Raw genomic sequence first — 23,694 nt, forward strand, 5'->3', positions numbered from 1 at the left:
GCCCGGCGCTGATGGTGGCAGCGCCTGCGTCCGGTCAGGGCAAGACCACGGTGGTCGCCGCACTGGCACGGCTGCACCGTTCGCGCGGTCGCCGCGTGCGCGTGTTCAAGTGCGGGCCTGACTTCCTCGATCCGCAGATCCACGCACTGGCCAGTGGCGCGCCGGTCTGCAATGTCGACCTGTGGATGACCGGCGAAGCGGACATCGCCGCACGGCTGTACGACGCGGCGGGTGAGGCCGACCTCATCCTCGTCGAATCGGTCATGGGCCTGCACGACGGCAGCCCGTCCAGCGCCGACATTGCGCGTCGCTTCGATCTGCCAGTGCTGGCGGTGATCGACGCGCGCGCGATGGCGCAGACCTTCGGCGCGCTGGCGCACGGCCTGAAGCACTACCGCGACGGCGTGAACCTGACGGCGGTGATCGCCAACCGGGTCGGGTCGGCCCGCCACCTCGACATGCTGCGCGACAGCCTGCCGGCCGACATCGCCTGGTACGGCGGCCTGCCGCGCGACGAGCGCATCGCGTTGCCGGAGCGCCACCTCGGCCTGCTGCCGGCGGCCGAGATCGAGGGGCTGGACGTCCGGCTCGACATCGCTGCCGAACTGCTTGGCGCATCGACCGCGGCCGACCTGCCGCCGGCGGTGGCGTTCGCACCGGTCGAATGCACGGCGACGCCGCGCCTGCTCGACGGCGTGCGCATCGCGCTGGCGCGCGACGACGCGTTCTGCTTCCTCTACCCGGCCAATCTCGACTGCCTGCGCGCACTCGGCGCCGAACTGGTCGAGTTCTCACCGCTCAATGACGCCGCGCTGCCCGCCTGCGACGCCGTCTGGCTGCCCGGCGGCTACCCCGAGCTGCACGCCGCGCGCTGGTCCGCCAACACCGCGATGCACGCCGCGCTGCGCGCCCACGTCGACGCCGGCCGGCCGCTGCTGGCCGAGTGCGGCGGCATGATGAGCCTGTTCGACACGCTGACCGACAAGTCCGGCGTCAGCCACGCCGGCGCCGGTCTGCTGCCGGGCGCGGTGCGCATGCAGACGCGGCTGGCCGCGCTCGGCCTGCAGCAGGTCGAGCTGCCGGAAGGTGCGCTGCGCGGCCACACTTTCCACTATTCGACCGCCGACACGCCGCTGTCGCCGCTGGCGCGTGCGCGCACGCCGGACGACCGCGACGGCGAGGCGGTGTATCGTCGGGGCCGGCTCACCGCGAGCTACCTGCACCTCTATTTCCCGTCCGCTCCGGCCGCGGTCGCCACGCTGTTCGGACGCTGAACCATGACTGCATCGAACGACGCCCACCGCTACCCCGACGACGCCCGCGACGCGCTCTACCGCGCCATCGCCGAGCGACGCGACATGCGCCATTTCAGGCCCGACCCGGTCGATCCGGCGGTACTGCGTCGCCTGTTGTGGGCAGCCCATCACGCGCCCAGCGTCGGCTACATGCAGCCGTGGCGTTTCGTGCGCGTCACCGACGCCGCGTTGCGCCGCGCCATCCACGGGCTGGTCGAGGAGGAAAGGCTGGCCACCGCGCGCGCGCTTGGCGAGCGCGAGGACGAATTCATGCGGCTCAAGGTCGAGGGCGTGCTCGACAGCGGTGAACTGCTGGTGGTCGCGCTGTGCGGCGGACGCGAGCAGCACGTATTCGGCCGCCGCACGATGCCCGACATGGACGTCGCTTCCTGCGCCTGCGCGATTCAGAACATGTGGCTGGCGGCGCGTGCCGAAGGGCTGGGCATGGGCTGGGTGTCCATCTTCGACCCGCTGAAGCTGGCGGCGCTGCTGCAGATGCCGGAGGGTGCGCGACCGCTGGCCGTGCTGTGCATCGGCCACGTCGATGCGTTCTACGAAGCGCCTATGCTCGAGCTCGAAGGCTGGGCCAGCCGGCTGCCGGAAGACCTGCTGATCGGCGACAACGTGTGGCCGGAGCGCGCGCCGTGAATGCGCTGCACCCCTTCGTCGTGCTGGCGCTGTGCGCCTGCGCCGGCGTCATGCTCGACCGCCGTTTCGGCGAACTGCGCCGCCTGCATCCGCTGGTCGGCTTCGGCCACCTGGCCGGCTGGCTGCAGGCGCACATGAATGTGATTGCCCGCCAGAGCCGTCCGCTGACCCGGCTGACCGGTCTGCTGGCGTGGGTGCTGGCGGTGCTGCCGCTGCTGTCGCTGGCCTTCTGGCTGCGCGGCCTGGGTCTGCCCTGGCAGCTGACGATCGACCTGCTGCTGCTCTACTTCGCGCTTGGCGCGCGCAGTCTGGCCGAACACGCGCACGCGGTATCGCGCCCGCTGGCGGCCGGCGACCTGGTCGAGGCGCGGCGCCGCGTCGGCTGGATGGTCAGCCGCGACACCTCGCAGCTCGATGAAGCCGGCGTGGCCCGCGCCGCCACCGAATCGGTGCTCGAGAACGGCAACGATGCGGTGTTCGGTGCGCTGTTCTGGTTCCTGCTGCTGGGCGGGCCCGGCGCGCTGCTGTTCCGGCTGGCCAACACGCTGGACGCCATGTGGGGCTACCGCACGCCGCGCCTGCGCTATTTCGGCTGGGCGGCGGCGCGCATCGACGACGTGCTCAATTTCGTCCCGGCGCGGCTGACGGCGCTGAGCTATGCGCTGTGCGGCGCGACGCGTCGGGCGCTCGCCTGCTGGCGCGCGCAGGCGCCGGCCTGGGACAGCCCGAACGCCGGCCCGGTCATGGCGGCCGGCGCCGGCGCGCTGCATCTGTCGCTCGGTGGTGCGGCGGTCTATCACGGCGCGGTCGAACAGCGCCCGCCGTTGGGCGAAGGTGCGGCGCCGGGCGCCGCCGACATCGACCGTGCGGTCGTTCTGGTTGCCGCGGCGCTGCGACTCTGGCTCACCGTGGCGCTGCTGCTTGCCCTCGGAGTGCATCTGTCATGACACCCGCCCGCCCGCTGCACGGTGGCCGTCTGCTGGCCGCCGCCGATCGCTACGGCATCGCGCCTGAGGACTGGATAGACCTGTCCACCGGCATCAATCCGCAGCCCTGGCCGGTGCCGTCGGTGCCGCAATCGGTGTGGCAGCGCCTGCCGGAAGACGGCGACGGGCTGGAGGACGCTGCCGCCGCCTATTACGGCAGCGATGCGCTGCTGCCGCTGGCCGGCTCGCAGGCGGCGATCCAGCTGCTGCCGGCGCTGTTCCCGCGCAGCCGGGTGGCGATACTTTCGCCGACCTACAGCGAACACCCGCACGGCTGGACGCAGGCCGGGCACGCGGTGCGTGCGGTCGCCCCGGCCGAGGTCGAGGCGGTCGTGGACCACACCGACGTGCTGCTGCTGGTACAGCCGAACAACCCTTGCGGCACGCTGTTTCCGCCGCAAAAGGTGATGGACTGGCAGGCGCGGCTGGCCGCCCGCGGCGGCACGCTCATCGTCGACGAGGCCTTCATCGACGCCACGCCGGATGCCAGCGTGGTGTGTCATGCCGGTCGGGCGGGGCTGATCGTGCTGCGCTCGCTCGGCAAGTTCTTCGGTCTGGCCGGTGCGCGCGTCGGCTTCATGTTCGCCGAACAGTCGTTGCGCGACGCGCTGGCGGCGCGGCTCGGGCCGTGGCCGGTGGCCGGCCCGTCACGCTGGGTGGCGCAGCGCGCGCTGGCCGACCGCGACTGGCAGGCGCAACAGCGCGCGCGGCTGGCGACCGAAGGCGCGCGGCTCGCAGCGCTGCTGCGTGCGACCGGCTGGGGCGAGGTGAGCGGCTGTGTGCTTTTCCAGCGCGTGCAGACCGCCGATGCCGCGGCGCTGAACGACGCCTTCTGCCGGCGCGGCATCCTGCTGCGCCATTTCGACGCCCCGGCGGCGCTGCGCTTCGGTCTGCCGGAAGACGAGGCGCAGTGGCAGCGGCTGGAACAGGCGATCGACGACATACGGACAGCCGTCCAGTAGGAGCGGTCTTCCGACCGCGACCGCGCCTGCGCGATATTCGAGGAATGAAGGGATGAAGAAGGCACTTTTCCTGCTGTTCGCCGCGCTGGCGCTGCCCGCCGCGGCCGAACTGCGGCTGACCGACGACGCTGGCCGCACCGTGGTGCTGGCCGCGCCGGCGCAGCGCATCGTCAGTCTGGCCCCGCACGTGACCGAACTGCTGTTCGCCGCCGGCGCCGGCGGCAAGGTGGTCGGCGCGACCCAGTACAGCGACTATCCGGAAGCGGCGAAGACGATTCCGCGCGTTGGCGGCTACACCTCGGTGGACATGGAGGCGGTGGTCGCGCTGAAGCCGGATCTGGTGATCGTGTGGAAGAGCGGCAACCGCAACCAGCAGTACGACAAGCTGGAGAAGCTCGGCATACCGGTGTTCGTGAACGAGCCGCGCAGTCTGGACGACGTGGCGCGCGCGATCGAAACCTTCGGCCGCATCGCCGCCACGCCGCGCGAGGCCGACGAGTCGGCGCGTGCCTTCCGCGCGCGGCGCGACGCGCTGGCGAAGCAGTACGCAGCGCGGCCGCCGGTCGCGGTGTTCTACCAGATCTGGAACAAGCCGCTGATGACCATCAACGGGCAGCACCTCATTTCCGACGTGATGGCGCTGTGCGGCGGGCGCAACGTGTTCGCCGGCCTGCCGATACTGGCGCCGACGGTGACCGAGGAGGCGGTGCTGGCGGCCGCGCCCGAAGTCATCGTCGCCAGTGGCATGGGTGAGTCGCGGCCCGAGTGGCTGGACGCCTGGCGGCGCTGGAGCGCGCTGCCGGCGGTGAAGGGCGACAACCTCTACTTCATTCCGCCGGAAGTCCTGCAGCGGCACACGCCGCGCATCCTCGACGGCGCGCAGAAGCTGTGCGAACAGCTGGAACAGGCGCGCCAGAAGGCGGGCCGCAAATGAGCGCCGGCGATCTGCGCGGAGATCCGTATCCCAAGCGCATCGCCTGTCTGTGTACCGAGGCGGTCGAGGTGCTGTACGCACTGGGCGAGGCCGACCGCATCGCCGGCATTTCCGGCTTCACCGTGCGGCCACCCGAAGCGCGCCGTGACAAGCCGAAGATCAGCGGCTTCTCGTCCGGCAAGCTGGAACGCATCCTCGCGGTCGAACCGGATCTGGTGCTGGCCTTTTCCGACCTGCAGGCCGACATGTGCCGCGACCTGGTGCGCGCCGGCGTCGAGGTGCATGTGTTCAACCAGCGGTCGATCGCCGGCATCCTGCGTATGATCGTGACGACCGGCGCGCTGGTTGGCCGCGCAACCGAGGCGCAGGCGCTGGTGGCCGGTCTGCGGCGCGGGCTCGATGACGCGCGTGTTCGCGGCGAGGCGCGCATCGCGCGCCACGGCCGGCGGCTGCGCGTGTATTTCGAGGAGTGGGACGAACCGCTCATTTCCGGCATCCGCTGGGTGTCCGAGCTGATCGAACTGACCGGTGGCGAGGACGTGTTCGCCGATTTCGCCACCCGCCACAGCGCGAAGGAGCGGCGCATCGACGACCCGCTGACGGTGGTCGCCCGTGCGCCGGACATCATCATCGGCTCGTGGTGCGGCAAGAAATTCCAGCCCGACCACGTGCGCGCGCGGCCGGGCTGGGCTGAGGTGCCGGCCGTCGCCCACGACCGGCTGTACGAGATCAAGTCGCCACTGATACTGGCGCCGGGCATCGCCGCGCTGACCGATGGCCTGACCGCGCTGGAGGCATGCCTCGACGCGGCCGGTGCCGATCAGAAGCGGTAGCCCAGACCGACCGACAGCAGCAGCGGATCGATGTCCAGCCGGGTAACCGGAATGCCGGCGCCCTTGACCGATATGTCGGTGTCGATCTTTACGTACTTGGCGTCGAGGTTCAGGAACCACTGCGGCGCGAGCTGGATGTCGACGCCGATCTGCGTCGCCCAGCCGACGCTGCTGCGGTCCACCTTCAGCGGCACGCTGCCGCCGAGCACGGTGCCGGCGTCCAGCTTCACGCCGGAAAAGCGCGTGTAGTTCAGGCCGATGCCGGCGTAGGGGCGCACCGTGCCGGCCGGGTTGAAGTGGTACTGCAGCGTCAGCGTCGGCGGCAGGTGCTTGACCGAGCCGATGTCCACACCGCCCAGTTCGACGTCGTGCTTCTGCGGCACCGTCAGGATCAGTTCGGCGGCGATGTTGGGCGTGAAGAAGTAGCTGATGTCGACTTCCGGGAACAGCTTGTCTTCCGCCTTCACCTCGCCCAGCGCGGGGACCACGGCGGTGGTCGAGTTGTCGTTCGACGGGTCCATGTGCAGCGCGCGCACGCGTACCAGCCAGTCGCCTTCGGCGGCCTGCGCGCTGCCGGCGAACATGAATGTCGATGCGGCGACTGCCGCAATGCCTGCCCAGCTCTTTGTTGTCATGTCGATCTCCCCCGGTTTCGACATCCGCGGACACGGATGCTGAATCACTTTAGGAAGGGCGGGAGACGACGAAAAATTGGTTTTTTTGCAGCAGGGATAGCGTCGGACTTATGGCCGACCGCGCGGCGGAGAAGCCTGAACCCGGGAGATGCCGGCACGGAGTGCGCTGGCGGAGGTCTTCTTATGACCCGGAGATCAGGGCGGGGTGGTGCGTGTGCTGCGGGGGACTGCGGTCACGGCCCGGCAGGTCCGGGAAAAAGAATCGTGTGTGAGCGGCAGGCGATCAGTACGCCATCTGCACGCCGTTGTGCACCCGGGCCAGCACCTTGCCGTCGGACCAGGCGAACGGCGCCGACGGCTCGCTCGCCTGCAGGCCCCGTGGGTGCGCAACTTGCTGGGGTGTGCGGACAAGGCCGGCTCCGTGCGTTTTCCGTCGGGAAGCGCACGTCGCCATGTCGCATCCGTCGTGAAGGAACCGAACATGGGCTACACCCCGGTGTGCAAGCAGAAGATCCTGTACGAGGGCGAACTCGTGCCCTGTCGGGCCGATGGTCGCGAACTGCTCATCATGTGGCCGGACGGCGGTCAGCCGCGCGCCTTCGACGCAGCCTGTCCGCACGAGGACGTGTCGCTGGCGCGCGGCGTGTTCAACGGGCGCACGCTGATCTGCATCGCGCACGGCTGGGTTTTCGATGGCCGCAATGGCGCAGGGCTGTCGCCCACCGGCTGCGAAATGACCGAATACCCAATGCGCGTCGTGGACGGCATGGTCGAGGTCGATCTGCCGGATTGAGCCGGGGTTTTGTGGGTGCGCGCCTGTTCGCGATCGCGGCCGGAATCGCAGCCGGTCGTGCGAACGCTGCTGATCAGCGCGCCTTGCGCCTGGCCAGGAAGCCATCCAGCGCAGCGGCGAAACTGCGACTGTCGGCGGTGGAGAACGCCGACGGTCCGCCGCTCATGACGCCGCTGTCACGCAGGTCGTTCATCAACGCGCGCATCTGCAGCCGCTCGTGGATGGTGCCCGGCGCGAACCACTCGCCGCGCGGTTCCAGCGCGTGCGCACCGCGCGCCAGCACCGCCGCCGCCAGCGGAATGTCGGCGGTGATCACCAGGTCGCCGGCGCCCACCGCCTCCTCGATGTAGCGATCGGCCGCGTCGAAGCCGTGCGCCACCTGCACCGCGCGGATGTGCGGCGACGGTGGTACGCGCAGCAGCTTGTTGGCGACCAGCGTCAGCTGCAGGCCGGTACGTGCGGCGGCACGGAACAGGATGTCTTTCACCGGCGCAGGGCAGGCGTCGGCATCGACCCAGATGGCCGGCGCCATGCTCACATCAGCCACCACAGCAGCAGCGCCAGCGTGACGACGAAGCCGAACAGCGCCACCGCCTCCTCGCTGTGCGGCTCGCCGCGCGGCGGCGGATAGCGCCCCAGCGTCAGCACGCGCAGCGTGAGCCAGCCGGGCAGGTAGAACAGCCCGACCGTCACCAGATTGAGGACGAAGATGGCGCGCAGCACGGCGGCCTCAGTCGAGCGCCTTGCGCAGCAGTTCATCCACCAGATCGTTCAGCGACACCTGGCGCTCGGTCGCGAGGTCGCGCAGGCGCGCCGCCAGTTCGGCCGGAATCTTCACGGCGAACGGCACCAGGCCGCGCTCGGCGTCGAGCCTGCGCTGTTCCTTGCGGTCCACGACCGGTGCTGCGCCCAGTGCGCTCTTTGCCCCGGCGGCGTGCTTCATCTGCGCCACCACCTTCAGTCTTTCATTCTTGTACAGATCGGTTTTCTTCACGTCGGTATCCTGTGCGGTCTTTCGAATCGCGCACATTGTCGGCCATGGCTCTGAAATCCACCATCTACAAGATCAAATTGAACGTGTCCGACATGGACCGGCCGCACTACGGCGAGTACGCGCTGACCGTCGCCCGCCATCCGTCCGAGAACGACGAAAGGATGATGGTGCGCGTGCTGGCCTTTGCGCTGCATGCCTCCGAGTCACTGCGCTTCGGTCGCGGCCTCAGTACCGAGGACGAGGCTGACCTGCACGAAACCGACCTCACTGGCGCCATCAGCCTGTGGCTGGATGTCGGTCTGCCGGACGAGCGTCTGGTGCGCAAGGCGGCCGGCCGCGCCGACCGTGTCGTGGTGTTGACCTATGGCCGCACGGCTGTGCAGTGGTGGGAACAGGCCAAGGGCACGCTGGCGAAGCTTGCCAACCTGACCGTCTATCGCCTTGCGCCGGCCGACACCCAGGCGCTCGCCGCGCTGGCGCAACGCGGCATGGAGCTGCAGTGCATCGTGCAGGAAGGGCAGATCTGGTTCGGCGACGACAGCGCCATGCTGCAGCCGGTGCTGGAAACCGTGCACCGGCTCTCTGCGGACTGACGCACCGTCAGTCCGCCTTCGCCACCTTGCGCTGCGCCGGCCGTGCGCGTGCGCGCTGCATACGCATCAGCCGTTGCCGCACGCCGTCGGAATCCATCCACACGTCGCTGCCTTTCAGGATGCGGCTGATTTCGCTGTCGCTGAGGAAGGGCGAGCACAGCCGCGTCGTCATCTTCTCGAACCAGCTGCTGACGGCGGCCACTTGCGCCTGCTGTTCGCTGCCGCGGCCGTCCAGGCTGCCGGAATAGGTGTGGAACATGAGCTGGCAGTTGTCATGCACTATCAATTCGTCGCCGCTGAGGAAGATGAAGGCGGCCATCGAGAAGGCGCGCGCTTCGAGCACGGTGACCACGTGCGCCTCGGAGGCGCGGATGTTGTTGATGATCTGCAGGCCGGTGTCGAATTCGCCGCCGGGCGAATTCAGGTGCAGGTAGATCAGGTCGGTCTCGGCCGCGGTGCGCAGCGTGTAGAACAGATCGGTGTAGTGGTGCGGTTCGCGGATTTCGCCGCACAGATAGTAGGAAATCTGGTGAATGGGCATCTGCCGTTCATAGCGGGCAAGACCGCAGAATGGTTCGGCGTCCGTCATTCCGTTCTCTTCGTCGTCCGGCAGTGCAGGGTGGCGCGGCATCGTGAAATCCTCCGTGTGCGCCCGGATTATCGGGCGTCCGCCATGCCGTCACCAAGCTGCGCTGCGGCACGACAGGCGCTCGGCGCGACTACGGCGGGTATTGCGCACCGACCCGGAAGAACTCCTTGATCAGGAAGTCCTCCAGTTCCTTCTGATGCTCCGGCCGCGCCGACAGCACGACGGTGCGACCCAGGCGCAGCGATTCCCAGTTGAAGTTGCCGCTGTAGTAGCGGCGTATCAGTTCGATCATGCGCTGCACGACGGCGCGCTCGATGTCGCCGTTGAGGCCGGCGTCGACCTCGATGAATTCGCGTCGCGCATTGCCGGCGTCGGTGGTCCAGCCGCGGAATACGAAGGCGGCGGTGCGCACGCTCTTGCGGGTGATCTGAAACACGCCGTTGGTGCCCGGCTGCTGCAGGTTGCGCTTGATGTTGGCGGCAGCGATGTCGTCCGCCGACGGGCCCTGTTCGCGGGCGCGCGCGGCGGCGTTCTCGCCGGCGGCGGCCTCTTCGGCCAGCCGGCGTTTCTCGCGCTGGGCGGCGACGAAGGACGCCATGTCGGTCGGCGCGTCCGGTGCAACGGCTGGCTTGGGCGGCGGGGGTGCGGGGGCGGGTTCGGGCACCGGCACGCGGGCGACCGGCGGCTCGGTCGGCACCGGCGGCGCCTTGCGGGCCTTTTCGCGCTGCTTCTTGGGCGGCTGCTTTTTGGGCCTGGGAGCAGGCGGCGTCGGCGCGGCGGCCTGTGGTGGCGCCGCAGCCGCCTGGCGCGGCGCCTCCGGCGTGATCATGCGCACGCTGATCGGCTGGTTGGCACCGAGCGGCTGTTCCGGCTCCGCCTTCGGCCGCATCACCCACCACAGCGCGAGCGCGTGGATCAGCAGCGCCAGCACGAGCGCGATCAACCCGCTCGGGCGGACGCGGAAATGCAGACTGGTGTCGCCGAGCGGACTGGTCTCGACGCTCAGCGAGAACGGTGCGAGGCTGTCGGCCCGCCGGCGGTTGCGCGGGTGTTCGGGATGTGCGGCGTGCATGGGCTGTTCAGGCGGCTGCGGACGGGCGGGCTGTCCGGTCGCGTCCGCCAGTGGCGTCCGCAGCAGTGAATCCTTCATTCCTGTTCAGCGTTGGGTCTGCAATCGGGTGAAGCGTCAGGTCGGACAGTCGGCGGATCAGCGGGCGGTCGGTTTGACCGCGCAGCAGTCGGCGGCGATCCAGCGCGCGTCGGTGTCAGCCTTCATCGACCCCTCCGCCGACTGCATGTTCATTTTCGACGTGAAATGGGTCGGACTGTCGATCACCGCCTCGAAGTCGCCGCTGGCTTTCGGATTGGTGCAGCTGATCTTGCCCTTGACCGATTTCGCGGTGTTCGTGACGTTGCTGTAGGTGCAGCTGCCGTCGTTCTTGCCGGAGTAGATGTCGCTGCGCTTGGCGTCGTCCGGCGTGATGCAGACGCGGACCGCGCCGCCGCTGCCCATGGCCACGCCCTGCGCGGCCATCTGCTGTTCCATCATCTTGCGCGCTTCCGGCGGCATCTTCTTCATTTCTTCCTGCATGCGCGCCATCTGCGCCGACATGTCGGGCATGCCCGGCATGCTCATGGCCGACTTGAATTCCCACAGGCCGGGCTTGATGTCGGCGGCGTGCACAGGGCCGAGTGCGGCCAGCGCGAGTGCGGCAGGAACGAGCAGTCTTTTCATCGGGTGTCCTCTCCATCTGGAAGCGTGCCGGGCGGCACCGGTGCGACGTAACTGGCAATCAGGATGAGCGCGCCGATGCCCAGCAGCGAGCCGGTCCATTCGACCGTGCCGGCGCCGGCCAGGTCGATCATCAGCATCTTGGCGCCGACGGCGGCAAGCAGCGCGAAGCCGGCGAACCACAGCGTGCGCACACCGCGTCGTGTCGCGTACATCATCAATGCGAGTGCGGTCAGCGCCCAGGTCAGCGACAGCGTCGCCTGCAGAAGGGTGGATTGGAACATGGCGGTGGCCGACCACGCCACCCCGGCGAGGTGGTGCACGCCGCGCGCCGCCAATGCCGACACCCACAGCAGACCGGCCGCGCCGACCAGCGTCCGCGGCAGCAGACGGCTGCGTGCCAGCCACAGCAGCGCGGCGACGCTGGCCAGATCGAGCGCCGACGCCAGCGGTAGATAGGGCAGGGCGGAGCCGCCGTCGTGGCCGAACTGCAGCGCGACGACGGTCAGCAGCAAAAGGCCGGCGACCGGCCACAGCACGGTGCGCGCGTAGGCCTCGGGCGCGGCGGCCCAGGGCCAGACGTCGGCTTTCTCGCCGTCAGCGGACAGCGCCGATTGCAGCGCTCGGCCGGCCGTGAGCCAGACGGCGATCCAGGCCAGCCAGCCCCACAGGTCCTGCCCCGGCAGCCAGTCGGCCAGCCAGCTGCCGGCTTCGATGCCGACCGACAGCAGCAGCGTCCACGCGGTGGCGACGTGGCGTGCGGTGTTCAGCAGTGCAGCACCGTCTTCGTCCTGCCGGCGCAGTACCCACAGGTGGGTGGCCCAGGCCAGTGGCAGCGCAAGCGCCATCGCACCGTACAGCAGGTGCGCGTGCTGGTCCCAGGCGAGCAAACTGCCGGCCCACAGGATGGGCAGCGTCAATGCGGCCAGCGCGCGGGCGGTGATGAAGTCGCGGGCGCGGCCCTGCTGTTCGGAGAAGGCGGCGCTGGCGACGCCGAACAGCAGCGCGATGGCCGGCTGCAGGTCGTGCGGTACGAAGTCGTCGATGTCGGCCAGACCCCCGAACAGCCACCAGCCGGCCAGCCACAGCGTGAGCGCCTTCGGCAGCCAGTCGGCGCCGGCGCCGGTCTGGCGCAGCACGCGCACCGAGGACAACGCCGCACCGGCCAGCAGCAGGCAGCCCAGCGTGCGGCCGTTGAGCAGCGGCCACGCGACGGTCAGCGTGTCGAGCGAGGCGGCCAGCCAGAAGCCGGCGGCGACCTGCAGCGTGGCGCCGGCCCACAGCGTCAGGCGCGACGCGCGGGCGCAGCCGTACCACAGCGCCGCCGCACCTTCGACCGCGTAGATCGCGGCGGTCATCTGCAGGTCGAACGCCAGCGGCACGGCCAGCGTCAGCAGCGCGGCACCGATGCCGGCGTGGGCGCGGAAGGTCAGTGTTTCGTCCGGCGCGCGGCTGCGCAGCAGGCCGGCCAGTCCGAGGTAGTACAGGCCGGCCAGGGCGGCGCTGATCGCGGCACCGTACTCGTAGGGCTGTACTAGCGCGGCCTGCAGTACGCCGGCGGCCAGCGGCGGGCCGAACAGCAGGCTGCCGGACTGCCAGCCCGAGGCGCCTGGCGCGCGCAGCACGGTCTGGGCGACATGGGTGGCGGTGAACAGCACGAAGAAGGCGATCAGGAAGCCCTGTACGGCGAGATAGTCGTCCGCGACATAGCTGCGCAGGCCCCAGCCGGTGCCGACGGCGAAGGTGAACAGAAAGCCGGCGAAGATGAGCGCGCGCCAGGCACGGCGCCAGCTCAGCGCGATGATGAAGGCGTCGAGCAGCAGGTAGTAGCTGAACAGCACGATGTACTGGCCCTGCCCGCTGGACGCCAGCATCGGTGCGACGAAGGCGCCGGACAGGCCGAGCAGCGCCAGCACCTGCGAGGCCTGCCGCGCAGCGCAGACAGCGCAGGCCACGCCGAGCGCGGCAAACAGCAGGAAGGCGGGCGCCGGCCCGATGAAGCCGTAGCGCGCCAGCGCGAAATAGACCGCCAGATAGAGCAGCGCGAAGCCGCCGCCCTGGATCGCCAGCGCGAACATGCGGCGTGGCCCTTCACCCGGCATGCGCAGACCGAGAACGATCATCGCCACGCCGGTGGCGACGGCGGCGGCCAGTCGCAGTTCCGGCGGCAGCCAGCCGGCCTGGGCCGCCAGCCGCAGCGCCGACGCGACGCCGAAGAACAGCACGATGACGCCGATGCGCGCCAGCGGATTGCTGCCCATCAGACGCGACCACAGTGTGGCGAGCGGGCGGATGAGGTCGTCGCGTTCGGCCGCGTCGGTTGCCGGCGGCTGCGGCCGTGTCGCCGGGCGCGTGCCCTCGGCGTGCAGCGCGTCGAGCGGTGCGGCCTGTGTGCTGACCGCTGCCGGTTCGACCACGGCCGGCGCGACGGCAGGCGCTGCTTCGGTGCTGACCGGTGTCTCCGCTTCGTCCGGTACCGCGCTCGTGGCTTCGGGGCCGGGTGCCGCCACCGGCCGCGCTTTCAGCGCTTCGTACAGCCAGCGCGTCTTGTCGTCGAGTTCGCGCAGGTGCGCCTGCACCGCGCGTTCGCGCGCGGCGGTGCGGGCCGACACCCACAGGCCCGCAGTCAGACCGGCGAGGGCGCCGAAGAAGGCTTCGATCTCGCCGTGCGCGGCGCCGGCGATCAGGCCGAGAACACAGAGGATGGCGGTCAGCATCGGCGCGCTCCGTCGTGGCCAGGGGCGCTCATCGGCGTTCGCCGCGCAGGCCGGCGACGATGGCCTGCAGTGCGTCCGGTGTCGCCGCCTCCGGCGCCACTGCCGGCGCGCCGACCAGTTCGATGCGGTTGAACAGGCCGCGGCGCAGCGGCCTGGTCATCGCCGGGCCGCCCTTGCGCGAGAAGAAGCTGCCCCACAGGCCGCGCAGCGCCAGCGGCACCACCGGTACCGGCGTGCGCGCGACGATGCGCGTGATGCCCGGTTTGAAGGGGTAGATGTCGCCGGTGTCGGTGATCAGTCCTTCCGGGAAGATGCCGACCAGTTCGCCCGCTTCCAACGCGGCGGCGATGTCGTCGTAGGCGCGCTCCAGCAGCTTCGGGTCTTCCTTGGCCGACGCGATCGGGATGCAGCGGTTGGTGCGGAACACGAAGCGCAGCACCGGCAGCCGGAAGATGGCGTGGTGCATGACGAAGCGTATCGGCCGCGGGCATGCTGCGGTGATCACCAGCGCGTCGACGAAGCTCACATGGTTGCAGACGATGACCGCCGGGCCGTCGGCGGGAATGTTGTCCAGTCCCTTCTTGTCGAGCCGGTACACCGTGTGCACCAGAAGCCACACGATGAAGCGCATCAGGAATTCCGGCACCAGCGCGTAGATGAACACCGCCACCGCCGCGTTGAACAGCGCGGCCACCAGGAAGAGCTGCGGGATGTTCAGCCCCGCCTCGAACAGCAGCAGGCTCACGCCAGCCGACGCGACCATGAAGCCCGCGTTCAGGATGTTGTTGGCGGCGATCACGCGTGCCGCGTGGCTGCGTTCGCAGCGGGTCTGGATCAGCGCGTACAGCGGCACGATGTAGAGGCCGCCTGCCGCGCCGAGCAGCGCGATGTCGATCAGCATGCGCCAGTGCGCCGCGTGCTGCAGGAAGGCGCTCACGCTGCCGTCACCCGGCAGCGGCGCGGACGGTGTGGCGAAGAACAGATCGACGCCGAATAGCGTGAGGCCGATCGCGCCGAAGGGCACCAGACCGATCTCGATGCGGCCGCCGGACAGCTTTTCGCACAGCAGCGAGCCGGTGCCGACGCCGACCGAGAACACCGCCAGCAGCAGGATGAACACGTGCTCGCCACCGCCCAGCACGTCCGACGCGTAGACCGGGAACTGCGCGAGCAGCGTGGCGCCATAGAACCAGAACCACGATATGCCGAGCAGCGACAGCCAGACCGTGCGGTTGCCAACCGCGAAGCGCAGGTTGTCGCGGGTCGAACTGACCGGATTCCAGTCGATGCGCATGGCCGGCTCGGGCGCCGGCGAGCGCGGGATGCCGCGGCTGGTCCACCAGCCGGCGAGCGCCAGCAGCAGCACGGCGGCCGACAGGCCCCAGGCGTCGGTCACGCCGACCAGCCAGGCGCCGAGTATCTGGCCGAGCAGGATGGCGACGAAGGTGGCCGATTCGACCAGGCCGTTGCCGCCGACCAGTTCGCCGTCGTGCAGGTGCTGCGGCAGGTAGGCGTACTTGACCGGTCCGAACAGCGTCGATTGCGTGCCCATCAGGAACAGGGCCAGCACCAGCGCCGGCAGGCTGGCGGCGACGAAACCGATGGCGCCCAGGCCCATCACCGCGATCTCGATCACCTTGGACAGCCGCGCCAGCATCGCGCGGTCGTATTTGTCGGCAATCTGGCCGCAGGTGGCGGAGAACAGGAAGAAGGGCAGGATGAACACGCCGGGCAGCACGGTGGCCAGCAGCGCCGGCGACACGTCGGTGATGCTGCCGGCGCGGAAGGTGAGCAGCGTGATCAGCGCGGTCTTGAACACGTTGTCGTTCAGCGCGCCCAGCAGCTGGGTCAGGAAGAAGGGGCGGAAACGCGTTTCCTTCAGCAGATGGAACTGCGAACTCATGACGTTCTCCGCAGCAGCCGGTACGCGACGAAGGCGATCACCGCCGCGGCGCCGACCAGCCAAACGATCAACGCGCGACGCGACGCCGGCAGCGGCTCCTTCGGCGCCTGCGGGTCGCGCAACTCGTCCGGGAAGGGGCGTGGCGGCGCTGGCCGCACCACCCACTGGCTGCGTTCGGCCGGCACGCGCGCCATGTATTCCTCGTAGCTGGCGACCGGTGCGCTGCCGAAGGCGCGCGAGGACGGAATCTGCGGCACGCGCACGAACAGGACCGCCTCGACGTCGTCGGCCAGCAGGCGTTCCAGCCCCTGGTCCATCACCTTGCCCTGGGTTAGCCGCCCGAGCAGGTCGCTGCCGGCGACGTTGAAGGCGACGAACGGAAACAGCCCGCTGCGTTCAGCCATCATGTAGTCGAAGGCCTGCGTGCCGCTGCTCACGCTCATGTCCTTGATGGCCATGTAGGGCAGGCCGAGCCAGGCCTTGGCCTTCGAGGTCGGACCCAGGGTCGGGATGCTCCAGCCAAGCGAGCGCAGCGTGTCCAGGCTGATGCCGGCGCAGTTCGCGCTGGCATGGCGGTAGCTGAAGTCGTGCCGGTAGAAGTGGTTGAACACGCGCGCGATGCCCTGGTCGTACAGGCGCGCCGCGCGGCCCTCGCGCAGCACGGCGACCAGCATGTACGACGGGCGGTACCAGCTCTGGCCGCCGTTGAGATCGGTCAGGTAGGCATCCATCGTCAGCATCGAGGCGATGATGCCCTTTTCACTGTGCGCGTCGAGGTTGTAGAAGTTCGCGACCAGCCAGTCCTTCCACTCGCCGCGTGCGCCCATCAGGCCGGTGGCGATCGCGAAGTGGCCGCCGTGCGCCTCGTCATCGTCGCCCTGCGCACCGTTGAGCATGATGGCCAGCACTGGCTTGCCCGCCGCTGCGCGCGCAGCCCCCGGCGTGCGCTCCCACAGCAGTCGCGTCGACGCCGGCGTGCGTGCGCCACCGTCGTCGGCGCGTACCAGTGTCGCCAGCGTTTCGCCGTCCTGCAGCGGCGACGGCGTCAGTGCAGCGAGGTCGATGTCGAAGGACGACGGCCAGATCGTGCGCGCGGTGAAGCTGTCGCCCGACCGCGCGCCACGCAGCGAGAGCCGCTGGCCCTGCAGCCAGGCCGTGCTGTCGGCGTTGAACCACGACACGTTGGACGGCAGCTGCGGCACCAGCGCGAAGCCGGCGCGCGTGCCGTCGGCGAAGGAGAGCGTGCGACCGTCGGCATCGAGCTGCGCGTCGTCGGCGACATGCGGTGAGCCGAGCCAGATCAGCGCGGGCTTCTGCGCGTCCGGCTGCCATTCGTTCGCGTAGGCCCACTGCCGCACGTCGTCCTGCGCCGGCAGCGTGGCGACGAAGCCGGCAGCGTCGGCCCGCGGCTCGGCGATGGTGTCGTCGGTGAAGTACCACAGCGCCTGCGGCGGTGCGGCGCAGTCGGTACAGCGGCCGGAGGCGAGCCGGAAGTCGCTGCCGGCGTACAGGCCGATCCGGCTGTCGGCCAGAGCGTCGCGCGGTGCGGCAGGCGTAGGAGGGGCACTCGTCATGAGTGCCAGTGTAAGGAGGGCGGCGGGAATGCGCATGCGGTATGGAGTCTGGCGAAGGAAGGGGTCAGGCGGACGGGAAGGCGCGCGCGGCTTCGAACACGCTGTTGGCGAAGCGGTGCCTGCCGTCGCGCAGCAGGCGCTTGAGCATGAAGTCGAACAGCAGCGGATTGTGGTCGCGCACCTGTTCGAGCACCGGTGCGGTGGTCGCGTCGAGCAGGCCGGCACGTGCCAGAGAGGCCGGCGACATCAGTGGCAGGATGCCCGGCAGCGGATAGTCTGAGCCGTAGAGCAGGCGGTCGTGCCAGTCTTCGCGGCGCAGCAGCGCGCGCACGACTTCGACGTCGCGATTGCGCAGCGTGATCGCCGAAATGTCGCCGTACAGACGACCGCGGCGGCGTTCGCCCATCAGCCGTGCGAACAGTTCGAAGCTGCTGCGCGGTGGCGCACCGCGGCCGGCGTCGAGGTCGATGTCCTGACCCATCGTTGCGCAATGCGCGACGATGACGGTGACGCCGTGGTCGAGCGCACGGCGCAGCCGCAGCGGGTTGCCCAGCTCCTGCCCGCCCGCGCCATGCACGGCCTTTTCCTCGCCGGCGTGACTGATCAGCGGCAGGCCGAGGCGGGCGGCGGCCGCGTAGAAGCGGTCACAGCGTTTCGATGTGGGGTCGATGCCCATCGCCGGCGGCAGCCATTTGATGGCGCGGGCGCCGTCGCGCGCCGCCGCTTCGAGCGCGTCGACGGCATCCTCGCGGTAGGGGTGGACCGAGCACACGCACTCGAAATGGTCCGGGTTGCCGCGGGCGATGTCACGCGCGTAGGCGTCGGGCACGTGGAAGGCGGTGTGCTCGGGCAGGTGACGGCCGGCCTCGTCGTAGGCGCGCTCGAACGCGAACAGCATGAGCTTGAAGCCGGCCGGCAGCGCTTCGACCAGATTGTGCAGGCGGTCGACATAGCTGGCGTCGACGCGGCCCGGGTCTTCGTGGGCGCAGCCGGCGTTCAGGTAGAACAGCCTCTGCACGTATTCGGCCGGATGCAGCGGGCTCAGCATGCGCGGCGTCATTTCGATGCCGCGGCCGGAGTCGCCGGTGCCGGCGAGGTGCACATGGACATCGCGCAGCAGCGTCGGGTCAAGTTCGTCGAACACCTGCGCCATCAGCTCGTGGCCAGCCAGTTCGGGCGGCAGCGCGGCCAGGCAGGGATTCATCAGCTGGCTGCGCGCGACCGTGCTCAGCGCCCAGCCGCCAGCCACGGCGCCGCCGAGCAGCAATCCCGATTTCAGCAAGTGTCGACGGCGAAGGTCCATGGTCAGGAGGCTTCCGCCACCTGCTTCAGCGTTACGTAGTCGGTCTTGCCGGTGCCGAGCAGCGGCAGCGCGTCGACGACGACGATCTTGCGCGGCACCGCGATTTCCGGCGCGCCACGCTCGCGTGCAGCCGCCTGCAACCCGTCGCGGCCGAGTGCGGTATCAGTGGTGAACAGCACGATGGTCTCTCCGCGCACGGCGTCGGGCTGGGTCGAGGCCGCGTGCTGCGCGGCCGGGCTGGCGGCGGTGGCGAGCTTCTCCACCGTTTCCAGCGAAATCATTTCACCGGCCACCTTGGCGAAGCGTTTTACGCGGCCGACGATGCGCACGAAACCGTCGTCGTCGAATTCGATCACGTCGCCGGTGTCGTACCAGCCGTCGCCGGCTTCCGACGACGGCGTCTGCAGCACGCCCGGCCTGTCCCATTTCAGGTAGCCGCTCATCAGGTTGGGCCCGCTGACGTGCAGCACGCCGCCACGGTCGATGCCGGCGACCGGCATCAGTTTCGCGTGCAGGCCGGGCAACAGTTGACCGACCGTGCCGGAGCGGTAGGCCATCGGCGTATTGACGGCCAGCACCGGCGCGGTTTCGGTCGCGCCATATCCTTCGAAGATGCGCAGGCCGAACTTCTCGAACCACGCGCTGCGCACCGATTCCGACAGCTTCTCGGCGCCGGCGATGACGTAGCGCAGCCGGTAGAAGTCGTAGGGGTGGGCGAATTTCGCGTAATTGCCGAGGAAGGTACTGGTGCCGAGCAGCACGGTGCAGTTACGGTCGTACGCCAGCTCCGGAATGACGCGGTAGTGCAGCGGCGACGGGTAGAGGAACACGTTGGCGCCGGTCAGCAGCGGCAGCAGGCCGCCGGCGGTGAGGCCGAAGGAGTGGAACAACGGGAGCGCGTTCAGGATCTTGTCGTCGACCGAAAAGTCGATCACCGCGCGGATCTGCGCGATGTTGGCGAGCAGCGCGCGGTGCGACAGCACGACGCCCTTGGGCTTGCCTTCTGATCCGGAGGTGAACAGCACGACGGCCGGCGCCTCGGGCGACAGCTTTTCGGCCGCCAGCCGCGGTGCCCGCATCGCCCACAGCATCAGCCACAGCTTGTCGGTCAGCGTGATGCGTTCGCGCAGATCTTCGAGGTAGTGCAGCTCGACACCCTGCAGCGCCGCCAGCTTGTCGCCGAGTTTGGCCTGGTCGACGAAGGCGCGCGAGGTGACGATGACGCGCAGTTCGGCCGCGGTGCACGCGGCCTGCATGCCGTCGACGCCGGCGGTGTAATTCAGCATGGCCGGCACCCGGCGGTGCGCGTTCAGGCCGAACACCAGGCCCAGTGTCGGCGCGAGGTTGGGCAGCAGCACGCCCACCCGTTCGTCCGGCCGCGTGATGCGGGCGACGATGCGGCCGAGCGCCAGCGCCATCTTCAGCAGGTCGCCGTATGAATATTCGATCTGCTTCATGTCCTCGACCAGCCGGCGGCTGCGCCCGTGGATCTCGGCCGCGTCGCACAGCGCGTCGAACAGCGTCTGCTGCGGGCGCGAGGCGAAGATCATTTCCTGCATCAGCCGGCGCATCGCTTCGCCCGCGCGGCGGCGGCGCTCCTTCGCGCTGCCGGCCGCCGGCATGGCGATCTTCGTGGTCGGCAGCACCGTGATCGCGATGCGCGGGAACAGCAACTTCGGGTAGCGGCCGGACACGCGCGAGAAATAGCTGCGCGACGCGCCGTCCAGTCGCACCGGCAGCACGGTGGCACCGGTCTTTGCGGCGACGAAGGCGGGGCCGTCGTACACCTTCATCAGGCTGCCGGTCGTGGTGATGCGTCCTTCGGGGAAGATGACCACCGGGCGACCGGATTCGAGCAGGCGGATCACCTTTTTCATCGCCATCGGGCTGGTCGGATCGACCGCGAGGTAGTCGACCAGGGACAGCAGCAGCCGGAAGAAGGGATTGCGTGCGACACCGGTGTGCACGACGAACACCGGATCCATGGGCAGGAAAAGGCCGAGCAGCAGGCCGTCGAGGAAGGACTCGTGATTGGCGACCACCAGCAGGCGCTCCTGCCTTTCCGGCGGCGACGCCGGTGGCGTGATGCGGAACAGCAGTCGGCAGACGAAGGTGAGCAGGGGACGGACAAGGCGACGCAGCATGAACGCTCCGCGGGTTCAGAAAAGGAGTTCGGCCGGATGCGGATGGCCGAGGAAGTCGAGCGGACTGGCGCTGGCGCCATAGGCACCGGAGCAATGAACGACCAGCAGGTCGCCCGGCTGCGCGCGCGGCAGCTCGATGTCGCGCGCCAGTACGTCGAATGGCGCGCACAGCGGACCGGCGATGCTCACCCGTTCGACTTCGTTGGTCGGCGTCTGCGGATGCAGCGTCATCGGGAAGTTCGCCGGCTGTAACCGGTCCGGTTGCAGTGTCGCGTGCAGGTGCTGGTGCGCGCCGCCATCGACGATGAGCCAGGTGCGACCACGCACCGTCTTGCGTTCGATCACGCTGCAGACGTAGATGCCGGCCGCCGCCACCAGGTAGCGGCCCGGTTCGAGCGCGAGCCGGGCCTGCGGGTGACGCGCCCGCAGCGCCTCGTCCAGTGCGTGCAGATGGGCTGCGACCGGCGCGAAGTCGAGCGGCTGCTCGTCGTCGGCGATGGCAACGCCGAAGCCGCCGCCCAGATTCAGCCAGGGCAGTGCAAGGTTGGCCGCGTCGGCGATCTGCATGGCTTCCGCAAAGCAGCGGGCGTGCAGCGCGACGATCTCCGCCGCGTCCAGCATGCGCGAGGCGCAGTAATAGTGCAGGCCGCTGAAGTCGAGACCGTGCCGGCGCACGGCTGCGATGGCGCTACCCAGTTGCGCACTGTCGATGCCGAAGAAGCTGTCGCCACTCATGCGCACACGCGAGCCGGCGATCGCGAAGTCCGGATTTGCGCGCAGCGCGACGCGTGCCTGGCGTCCCTGCTGCGTGGCGATGCGCGCGATGCGTTCGATCTCACCGACCGATTCGGCGCAGATGCGTACGCCGGCCTCGATCGCCGCCGCCAGCTCGGTGTCACGCTTGCCCGGACCGGTGAAGCCGATGTGCGCGGCGGAAAAGCCGGCATCCAGCGCACGCGCCAGTTCCCCGCCCGAACTGACGTCCGCGCCGTCGAGCCGCGTGCTGATGCACTGCAGCAACGCTGGCAAGGGATTGGCCTTCACCGCGTAGCACAGTTGCAAGGTGGCGGGCAGCGCGGCGCGCAAGGCGTCGATGCGAGCGAACACGGCGGCGCTGTCGATGGCATAGAAAGGGGTGCGCCCGGCGCGCTGCGTCAGGTCCGACAGTCTGTCTGCCGCGACTCGGGGAGCGGACCTGCTCACCGGTGCGCGTCCAGGTAGTCGATGACGGTCTGCAGCCGCTGTATCAGCGAGTCCGCCATCAGCCGGAAGTGAATTTCGCGGCCCTGCCGCATCCGTTCGAGCACGCCGGCCTCGCACAGCAATTTAAGGTGATGTGACACGGTCGGCCGGCTCAGAGAGGAGGCGCGGGTCAGTTCGGTCACGTTGAGGCTTTCGCCCGGCTCGAAGGTCAGCAGGATGCGCTGTCGCTCCGGGTCGCCGAGCGCGGCGAACAGACGGGAGTAGTCCTGCCAGTCGGCAGGAATGGTCTGGGCGTAGTCGTTTCTCATGTCGAAAAATATCGACTATTTTCAGATCGAGGTCAAGCGTTGCCCGCGAGCCGAGCGTGCGAAATGTTTTCTTTTTGCCGGATCCGATGCACACGCACTGTTCCGGGGCAAAATCCGGGAACTTCTTGACGGCGGCTGTAAGCGTATGTATCGTCAAGGGCTTTGCGCGCGAAGCTGTGCCGGTTCAGCTCGTCGCAGTGCGAACACTTGTGTCTTATAGAAGATTCGAGGTTCGCGGACTTTGGGTGGTACGGATGCGTGGAAGGCCTGCTGCATGTTGAAAGCGATCATGCTGCAGCTTTCGCTGGTGCTCGTGGTGACGGGCATCGCGCTGTTCGTCGGGGGCTGGATGGCTGGACTGTCCGCCCTGCTCGGTGGCCTGAGTTATGCGGCGCCGAGTCTCCTGTTCGCGATACGTCTCGGTCGTCTGGCGCGCCCAGGGGCGCAGGCCGCGGTGTCGTACCCGCTTGAATTCTTCCTCGGCGAGGCGATCAAGGTCGTCTCGACGATTGGGCTGCTGTTGCTGTGCCACTACCTCGTGCCCGGATTGTCGTGGGGCTGGTTCTTGGGGGGTCTGGGCGCGGCGCTGCAGGCAGGTTTTTTTGCTTTCTTGTTCAAACACTGACATGGCATCTGGAACCGAACTGGCGACTGAAGTGGCCCACGGCCCGACCCCCGGCGAGTACATCGCCCACCACCTGACCTTCCTGAACAACACCGGCGAGAAGCAGGTCGAGTTGATCAACTGGAATCTGGTCAATCTCGACACCGTCTTCTACTCGGTGCTGCTCGGCGTCCTCGCGCTGTTCGTGCTTTACCGCGCCGCGGCTAAGTCGACGTCCGGCGTACCGGGTCGCTTCCAGGCCGCCGTCGAAATCCTCGTCGAGATGGTCGCCGACCAGGCCAAGGGCCTGATCCACAGCGAAGAGTCGCGCCGTACCGTGGCACCGCTCGCCCTCATCGTCTTCGTCTGGATCTTCCTGATGAACGCGATGGACTTCCTGCCGCTCGATCTGCTGCCGCGCATCTGGGAAGGCATCTATGCCTCCGCCGGTCACGATCCGCACCACGCCTACATGCGCGTCGTGCCGACCGCCGACATCAACGCCACCATGGGCATGTCGATCGCGGTGCTGCTGGTCTGCCTGTATTACAACGTGAAGATCAAGGGCGCCGGTGGCTGGGCGCACGAACTGATCTCGGCGCCCTTCGGCGACAAGCTCATCCTGGCGCCGTTCAACTTCGCGATGAACGTCATCGAATTCCTTGCCAAGACCGTGTCGCATGGCATGCGTCTGTTCGGCAACATGTTTGCCGGCGAACTCATCTTCATGCTGATCGCGCTGATGGGTGCCGCCTGGACGGGTGCCAACGCGCCGAGCTTCCTGCTCGCATTCGGCCACATCGTTGCGGGTTTCGCATGGGCGGTGTTCCACATCCTCGTGGTCGCGCTCCAGGCATTCATCTTCATGATGCTGACGCTGGTGTACATCGGTCAGGCACACGAAGGTCACTGAGTTTGCAGTTGCAGTCCGGTTTGTTGTTTTC

24 protein-coding genes are annotated in these 23,694 nt (G+C 68.9%); 10 read left to right on the forward strand and 14 right to left on the reverse strand.

Annotated elements, in window-relative coordinates; translation table 11 throughout:
- The first annotated feature begins 11 nt into the window (after window positions 1–11).
- The 6 genes from WDZ97_RS18440 to WDZ97_RS18465 are packed head-to-tail and all read left to right on the forward strand — an operon-like array spanning window position 12 to window position 5,658.
- The gene (locus WDZ97_RS18440) at window positions 12–1,274 is read left to right on the forward strand and encodes a cobyrinate a,c-diamide synthase (RefSeq protein ID WP_304007088.1); all 1,263 of its coding nucleotides are present in this window, start codon (window positions 12–14) and stop codon (window positions 1,272–1,274) included.
- Window positions 1,275–1,277: 3 nt separating this feature from the next.
- Window positions 1,278–1,943 carry a 5,6-dimethylbenzimidazole synthase gene (bluB, locus tag WDZ97_RS18445; RefSeq protein WP_304007054.1) on the forward strand — a complete coding sequence of 222 codons (666 nt, stop codon included), beginning with the start codon at window positions 1,278–1,280 and terminating at the stop codon, window positions 1,941–1,943.
- A complete protein-coding gene (cbiB, locus tag WDZ97_RS18450; RefSeq protein ID WP_425763725.1) occupies window positions 1,922–2,890 on the forward strand; it encodes an adenosylcobinamide-phosphate synthase CbiB in 969 nt (322 codons plus the stop codon). The genes bluB and cbiB overlap by 22 nt, the downstream gene beginning before the upstream one ends.
- Window positions 2,887–3,891, forward strand: a complete 1,005-nt coding sequence (gene cobD / locus WDZ97_RS18455) for a threonine-phosphate decarboxylase CobD (RefSeq protein ID WP_425763726.1) — start codon at window positions 2,887–2,889, stop codon at window positions 3,889–3,891. The genes cbiB and cobD overlap by 4 nt, the downstream gene beginning before the upstream one ends.
- Before the next feature lie 52 nt (window positions 3,892–3,943).
- Window positions 3,944–4,825: a cobalamin-binding protein gene (locus WDZ97_RS18460; RefSeq protein ID WP_425763727.1), complete on the forward strand. Its 882-nt coding sequence runs from the start codon at window positions 3,944–3,946 to the stop codon at window positions 4,823–4,825.
- Window positions 4,822–5,658 (forward strand): ABC transporter substrate-binding protein, encoded by an 837-nt coding sequence (locus tag WDZ97_RS18465; RefSeq protein WP_425763728.1) that lies wholly within the window; start codon window positions 4,822–4,824, stop codon window positions 5,656–5,658. Before WDZ97_RS18460 ends, WDZ97_RS18465 begins: the two co-directional genes overlap by 4 nt.
- On the opposite strand, the gene WDZ97_RS18470 is transcribed toward WDZ97_RS18465, so the two are convergent.
- Window positions 5,646–6,293 carry an OmpW/AlkL family protein gene (locus WDZ97_RS18470; protein WP_425763729.1) on the reverse strand — a complete coding sequence of 216 codons (648 nt, stop codon included), beginning with the start codon at window positions 6,291–6,293 and terminating at the stop codon, window positions 5,646–5,648. The genes WDZ97_RS18465 and WDZ97_RS18470 overlap by 13 nt on opposite strands.
- Window positions 6,294–6,759: 466 nt before the next feature.
- On the opposite strand from WDZ97_RS18470, the gene WDZ97_RS18475 reads away from it, so the two are divergent.
- Window positions 6,760–7,086 carry a Rieske 2Fe-2S domain-containing protein gene (locus WDZ97_RS18475; protein WP_425763730.1) on the forward strand — a complete coding sequence of 109 codons (327 nt, stop codon included), beginning with the start codon at window positions 6,760–6,762 and terminating at the stop codon, window positions 7,084–7,086.
- Between the two features lie 73 nt (window positions 7,087–7,159).
- Here WDZ97_RS18475 and WDZ97_RS18480 read toward each other — a convergent pair whose 3' ends face one another.
- From WDZ97_RS18480 to WDZ97_RS18490, 3 genes are read right to left on the reverse strand one after another with little or no spacing between them, the layout of a single operon-like run.
- Window positions 7,160–7,618 (reverse strand): YaiI/YqxD family protein, encoded by a 459-nt coding sequence (locus tag WDZ97_RS18480; protein WP_425763731.1) that lies wholly within the window; start codon window positions 7,616–7,618, stop codon window positions 7,160–7,162.
- A gap of 2 nt (window positions 7,619–7,620) precedes the next feature.
- Window positions 7,621–7,809: a hypothetical protein gene (locus WDZ97_RS18485; RefSeq protein WP_425763732.1), complete on the reverse strand. Its 189-nt coding sequence runs from the start codon at window positions 7,807–7,809 to the stop codon at window positions 7,621–7,623.
- A 7-nt stretch (window positions 7,810–7,816) separates the two neighbouring features.
- A complete protein-coding gene (locus tag WDZ97_RS18490) occupies window positions 7,817–8,080 on the reverse strand; it encodes a hypothetical protein (RefSeq protein ID WP_020166296.1) in 264 nt (87 codons plus the stop codon).
- A 44-nt stretch (window positions 8,081–8,124) separates the two neighbouring features.
- Between WDZ97_RS18490 and WDZ97_RS18495 the strand changes: the two genes are divergently transcribed.
- A complete protein-coding gene (locus WDZ97_RS18495; protein ID WP_425763733.1) occupies window positions 8,125–8,673 on the forward strand; it encodes a YaeQ family protein in 549 nt (182 codons plus the stop codon).
- Between the two features lie 7 nt (window positions 8,674–8,680).
- Here the strand turns inward: WDZ97_RS18495 and WDZ97_RS18500 are convergent, their stop codons facing one another.
- The 10 genes from WDZ97_RS18500 to WDZ97_RS18545 all read right to left on the reverse strand — a co-directional run bounded on the left by WDZ97_RS18500 (window position 8,681) and on the right by WDZ97_RS18545 (window position 22,146).
- Entirely contained in the window at window positions 8,681–9,304 is a 624-nt protein-coding gene (locus WDZ97_RS18500; protein ID WP_425763734.1) for a Clp protease ClpP, read from the reverse strand.
- 88 nt (window positions 9,305–9,392) lie between these two features.
- Window positions 9,393–10,412, reverse strand: coding sequence for a hypothetical protein (locus WDZ97_RS18505; RefSeq protein WP_304007075.1), 1,020 nt, complete (start codon window positions 10,410–10,412; stop codon window positions 9,393–9,395).
- 57 nt (window positions 10,413–10,469) lie between these two features.
- The gene (locus tag WDZ97_RS18510) at window positions 10,470–10,997 is read right to left on the reverse strand and encodes a DUF3617 domain-containing protein (RefSeq protein WP_425763735.1); all 528 of its coding nucleotides are present in this window, start codon (window positions 10,995–10,997) and stop codon (window positions 10,470–10,472) included.
- Window positions 10,994–13,711: a DUF2339 domain-containing protein gene (locus WDZ97_RS18515; RefSeq protein ID WP_425763736.1), complete on the reverse strand. Its 2,718-nt coding sequence runs from the start codon at window positions 13,709–13,711 to the stop codon at window positions 10,994–10,996. The genes WDZ97_RS18510 and WDZ97_RS18515 overlap by 4 nt, the downstream gene beginning before the upstream one ends.
- A 28-nt stretch (window positions 13,712–13,739) precedes the next feature.
- Window positions 13,740–15,614 (reverse strand): MFS transporter, encoded by a 1,875-nt coding sequence (locus WDZ97_RS18520; protein ID WP_425763737.1) that lies wholly within the window; start codon window positions 15,612–15,614, stop codon window positions 13,740–13,742.
- A complete protein-coding gene (locus WDZ97_RS18525) occupies window positions 15,611–17,188 on the reverse strand; it encodes a hypothetical protein (RefSeq protein ID WP_425763738.1) in 1,578 nt (525 codons plus the stop codon). Before WDZ97_RS18525 ends, WDZ97_RS18520 begins: the two co-directional genes overlap by 4 nt.
- Before the next feature lie 64 nt (window positions 17,189–17,252).
- Entirely contained in the window at window positions 17,253–18,470 is a 1,218-nt protein-coding gene (locus WDZ97_RS18530; RefSeq protein ID WP_425763739.1) for an amidohydrolase family protein, read from the reverse strand.
- Between the two features lie 23 nt (window positions 18,471–18,493).
- Window positions 18,494–20,635: a bifunctional acyl-ACP--phospholipid O-acyltransferase/long-chain-fatty-acid--ACP ligase gene (gene aas, locus WDZ97_RS18535; protein ID WP_425763740.1), complete on the reverse strand. Its 2,142-nt coding sequence runs from the start codon at window positions 20,633–20,635 to the stop codon at window positions 18,494–18,496.
- Window positions 20,636–20,650: 15 nt separating this feature from the next.
- The gene (locus tag WDZ97_RS18540; protein WP_425763741.1) at window positions 20,651–21,838 is read right to left on the reverse strand and encodes an alanine racemase; all 1,188 of its coding nucleotides are present in this window, start codon (window positions 21,836–21,838) and stop codon (window positions 20,651–20,653) included.
- Window positions 21,835–22,146, reverse strand: a complete 312-nt coding sequence (locus WDZ97_RS18545) for an ArsR/SmtB family transcription factor (protein ID WP_425763742.1) — start codon at window positions 22,144–22,146, stop codon at window positions 21,835–21,837. Before WDZ97_RS18545 ends, WDZ97_RS18540 begins: the two co-directional genes overlap by 4 nt.
- A 274-nt stretch (window positions 22,147–22,420) precedes the next feature.
- Here WDZ97_RS18545 and WDZ97_RS18550 point away from each other — a divergent pair, with 274 nt between their 5' ends.
- Together WDZ97_RS18550 and atpB are read left to right on the forward strand one after the other, a co-directional pair.
- Window positions 22,421–22,771: an ATP synthase subunit I gene (locus WDZ97_RS18550; protein ID WP_425763743.1), complete on the forward strand. Its 351-nt coding sequence runs from the start codon at window positions 22,421–22,423 to the stop codon at window positions 22,769–22,771.
- 1 nt (window position 22,772) lies between these two features.
- Entirely contained in the window at window positions 22,773–23,663 is an 891-nt protein-coding gene (atpB, locus tag WDZ97_RS18555) for a F0F1 ATP synthase subunit A (RefSeq protein WP_019916199.1), read from the forward strand.
- The last annotated feature ends 31 nt before the right edge of the window (window positions 23,664–23,694 follow it).

The organism is Methyloversatilis sp. MC4-4, assembly GCF_049843555.1.
GTDB classification, from domain to species: domain Bacteria; phylum Pseudomonadota; class Gammaproteobacteria; order Burkholderiales; family Rhodocyclaceae; genus Methyloversatilis; species Methyloversatilis discipulorum_B.

Excerpts from the sequence above, each read along its gene's own strand:
- WDZ97_RS18510 (WP_425763735.1), bottom strand. The coding sequence starts at position 10,997 with ATGAAAAGACTGCTCGTTCCTGCCGCACTCGCGCTGGCCGCACTCGGC.
- bluB (WP_304007054.1), top strand. The coding sequence starts at position 1,278 with ATGACTGCATCGAACGACGCCCACCGCTACCCCGACGACGCCCGCGAC.
- WDZ97_RS18550 (WP_425763743.1), top strand. The coding sequence starts at position 22,421 with ATGTTGAAAGCGATCATGCTGCAGCTTTCGCTGGTGCTCGTGGTGACG.
- cobD (WP_425763726.1), top strand. The coding sequence starts at position 2,887 with ATGACACCCGCCCGCCCGCTGCACGGTGGCCGTCTGCTGGCCGCCGCC.
- WDZ97_RS18495 (WP_425763733.1), top strand. The coding sequence starts at position 8,125 with ATGGCTCTGAAATCCACCATCTACAAGATCAAATTGAACGTGTCCGAC.
- WDZ97_RS18480 (WP_425763731.1), bottom strand. The coding sequence starts at position 7,618 with ATGGCGCCGGCCATCTGGGTCGATGCCGACGCCTGCCCTGCGCCGGTG.
- WDZ97_RS18515 (WP_425763736.1), bottom strand. The coding sequence starts at position 13,711 with ATGCTGACCGCCATCCTCTGTGTTCTCGGCCTGATCGCCGGCGCCGCG.
- atpB (WP_019916199.1), top strand. The coding sequence starts at position 22,773 with ATGGCATCTGGAACCGAACTGGCGACTGAAGTGGCCCACGGCCCGACC.
- WDZ97_RS18500 (WP_425763734.1), bottom strand. The coding sequence starts at position 9,304 with ATGCCGCGCCACCCTGCACTGCCGGACGACGAAGAGAACGGAATGACG.
- WDZ97_RS18525 (WP_425763738.1), bottom strand. The coding sequence starts at position 17,188 with ATGACGAGTGCCCCTCCTACGCCTGCCGCACCGCGCGACGCTCTGGCC.
- WDZ97_RS18440 (WP_304007088.1), top strand. The coding sequence starts at position 12 with ATGGTGGCAGCGCCTGCGTCCGGTCAGGGCAAGACCACGGTGGTCGCC.
- WDZ97_RS18520 (WP_425763737.1), bottom strand. The coding sequence starts at position 15,614 with ATGAGTTCGCAGTTCCATCTGCTGAAGGAAACGCGTTTCCGCCCCTTC.
- aas (WP_425763740.1), bottom strand. The coding sequence starts at position 20,635 with ATGCTGCGTCGCCTTGTCCGTCCCCTGCTCACCTTCGTCTGCCGACTG.
- WDZ97_RS18460 (WP_425763727.1), top strand. The coding sequence starts at position 3,944 with ATGAAGAAGGCACTTTTCCTGCTGTTCGCCGCGCTGGCGCTGCCCGCC.
- WDZ97_RS18465 (WP_425763728.1), top strand. The coding sequence starts at position 4,822 with ATGAGCGCCGGCGATCTGCGCGGAGATCCGTATCCCAAGCGCATCGCC.
- WDZ97_RS18505 (WP_304007075.1), bottom strand. The coding sequence starts at position 10,412 with ATGAAGGATTCACTGCTGCGGACGCCACTGGCGGACGCGACCGGACAG.
- WDZ97_RS18545 (WP_425763742.1), bottom strand. The coding sequence starts at position 22,146 with ATGAGAAACGACTACGCCCAGACCATTCCTGCCGACTGGCAGGACTAC.
- WDZ97_RS18470 (WP_425763729.1), bottom strand. The coding sequence starts at position 6,293 with ATGACAACAAAGAGCTGGGCAGGCATTGCGGCAGTCGCCGCATCGACA.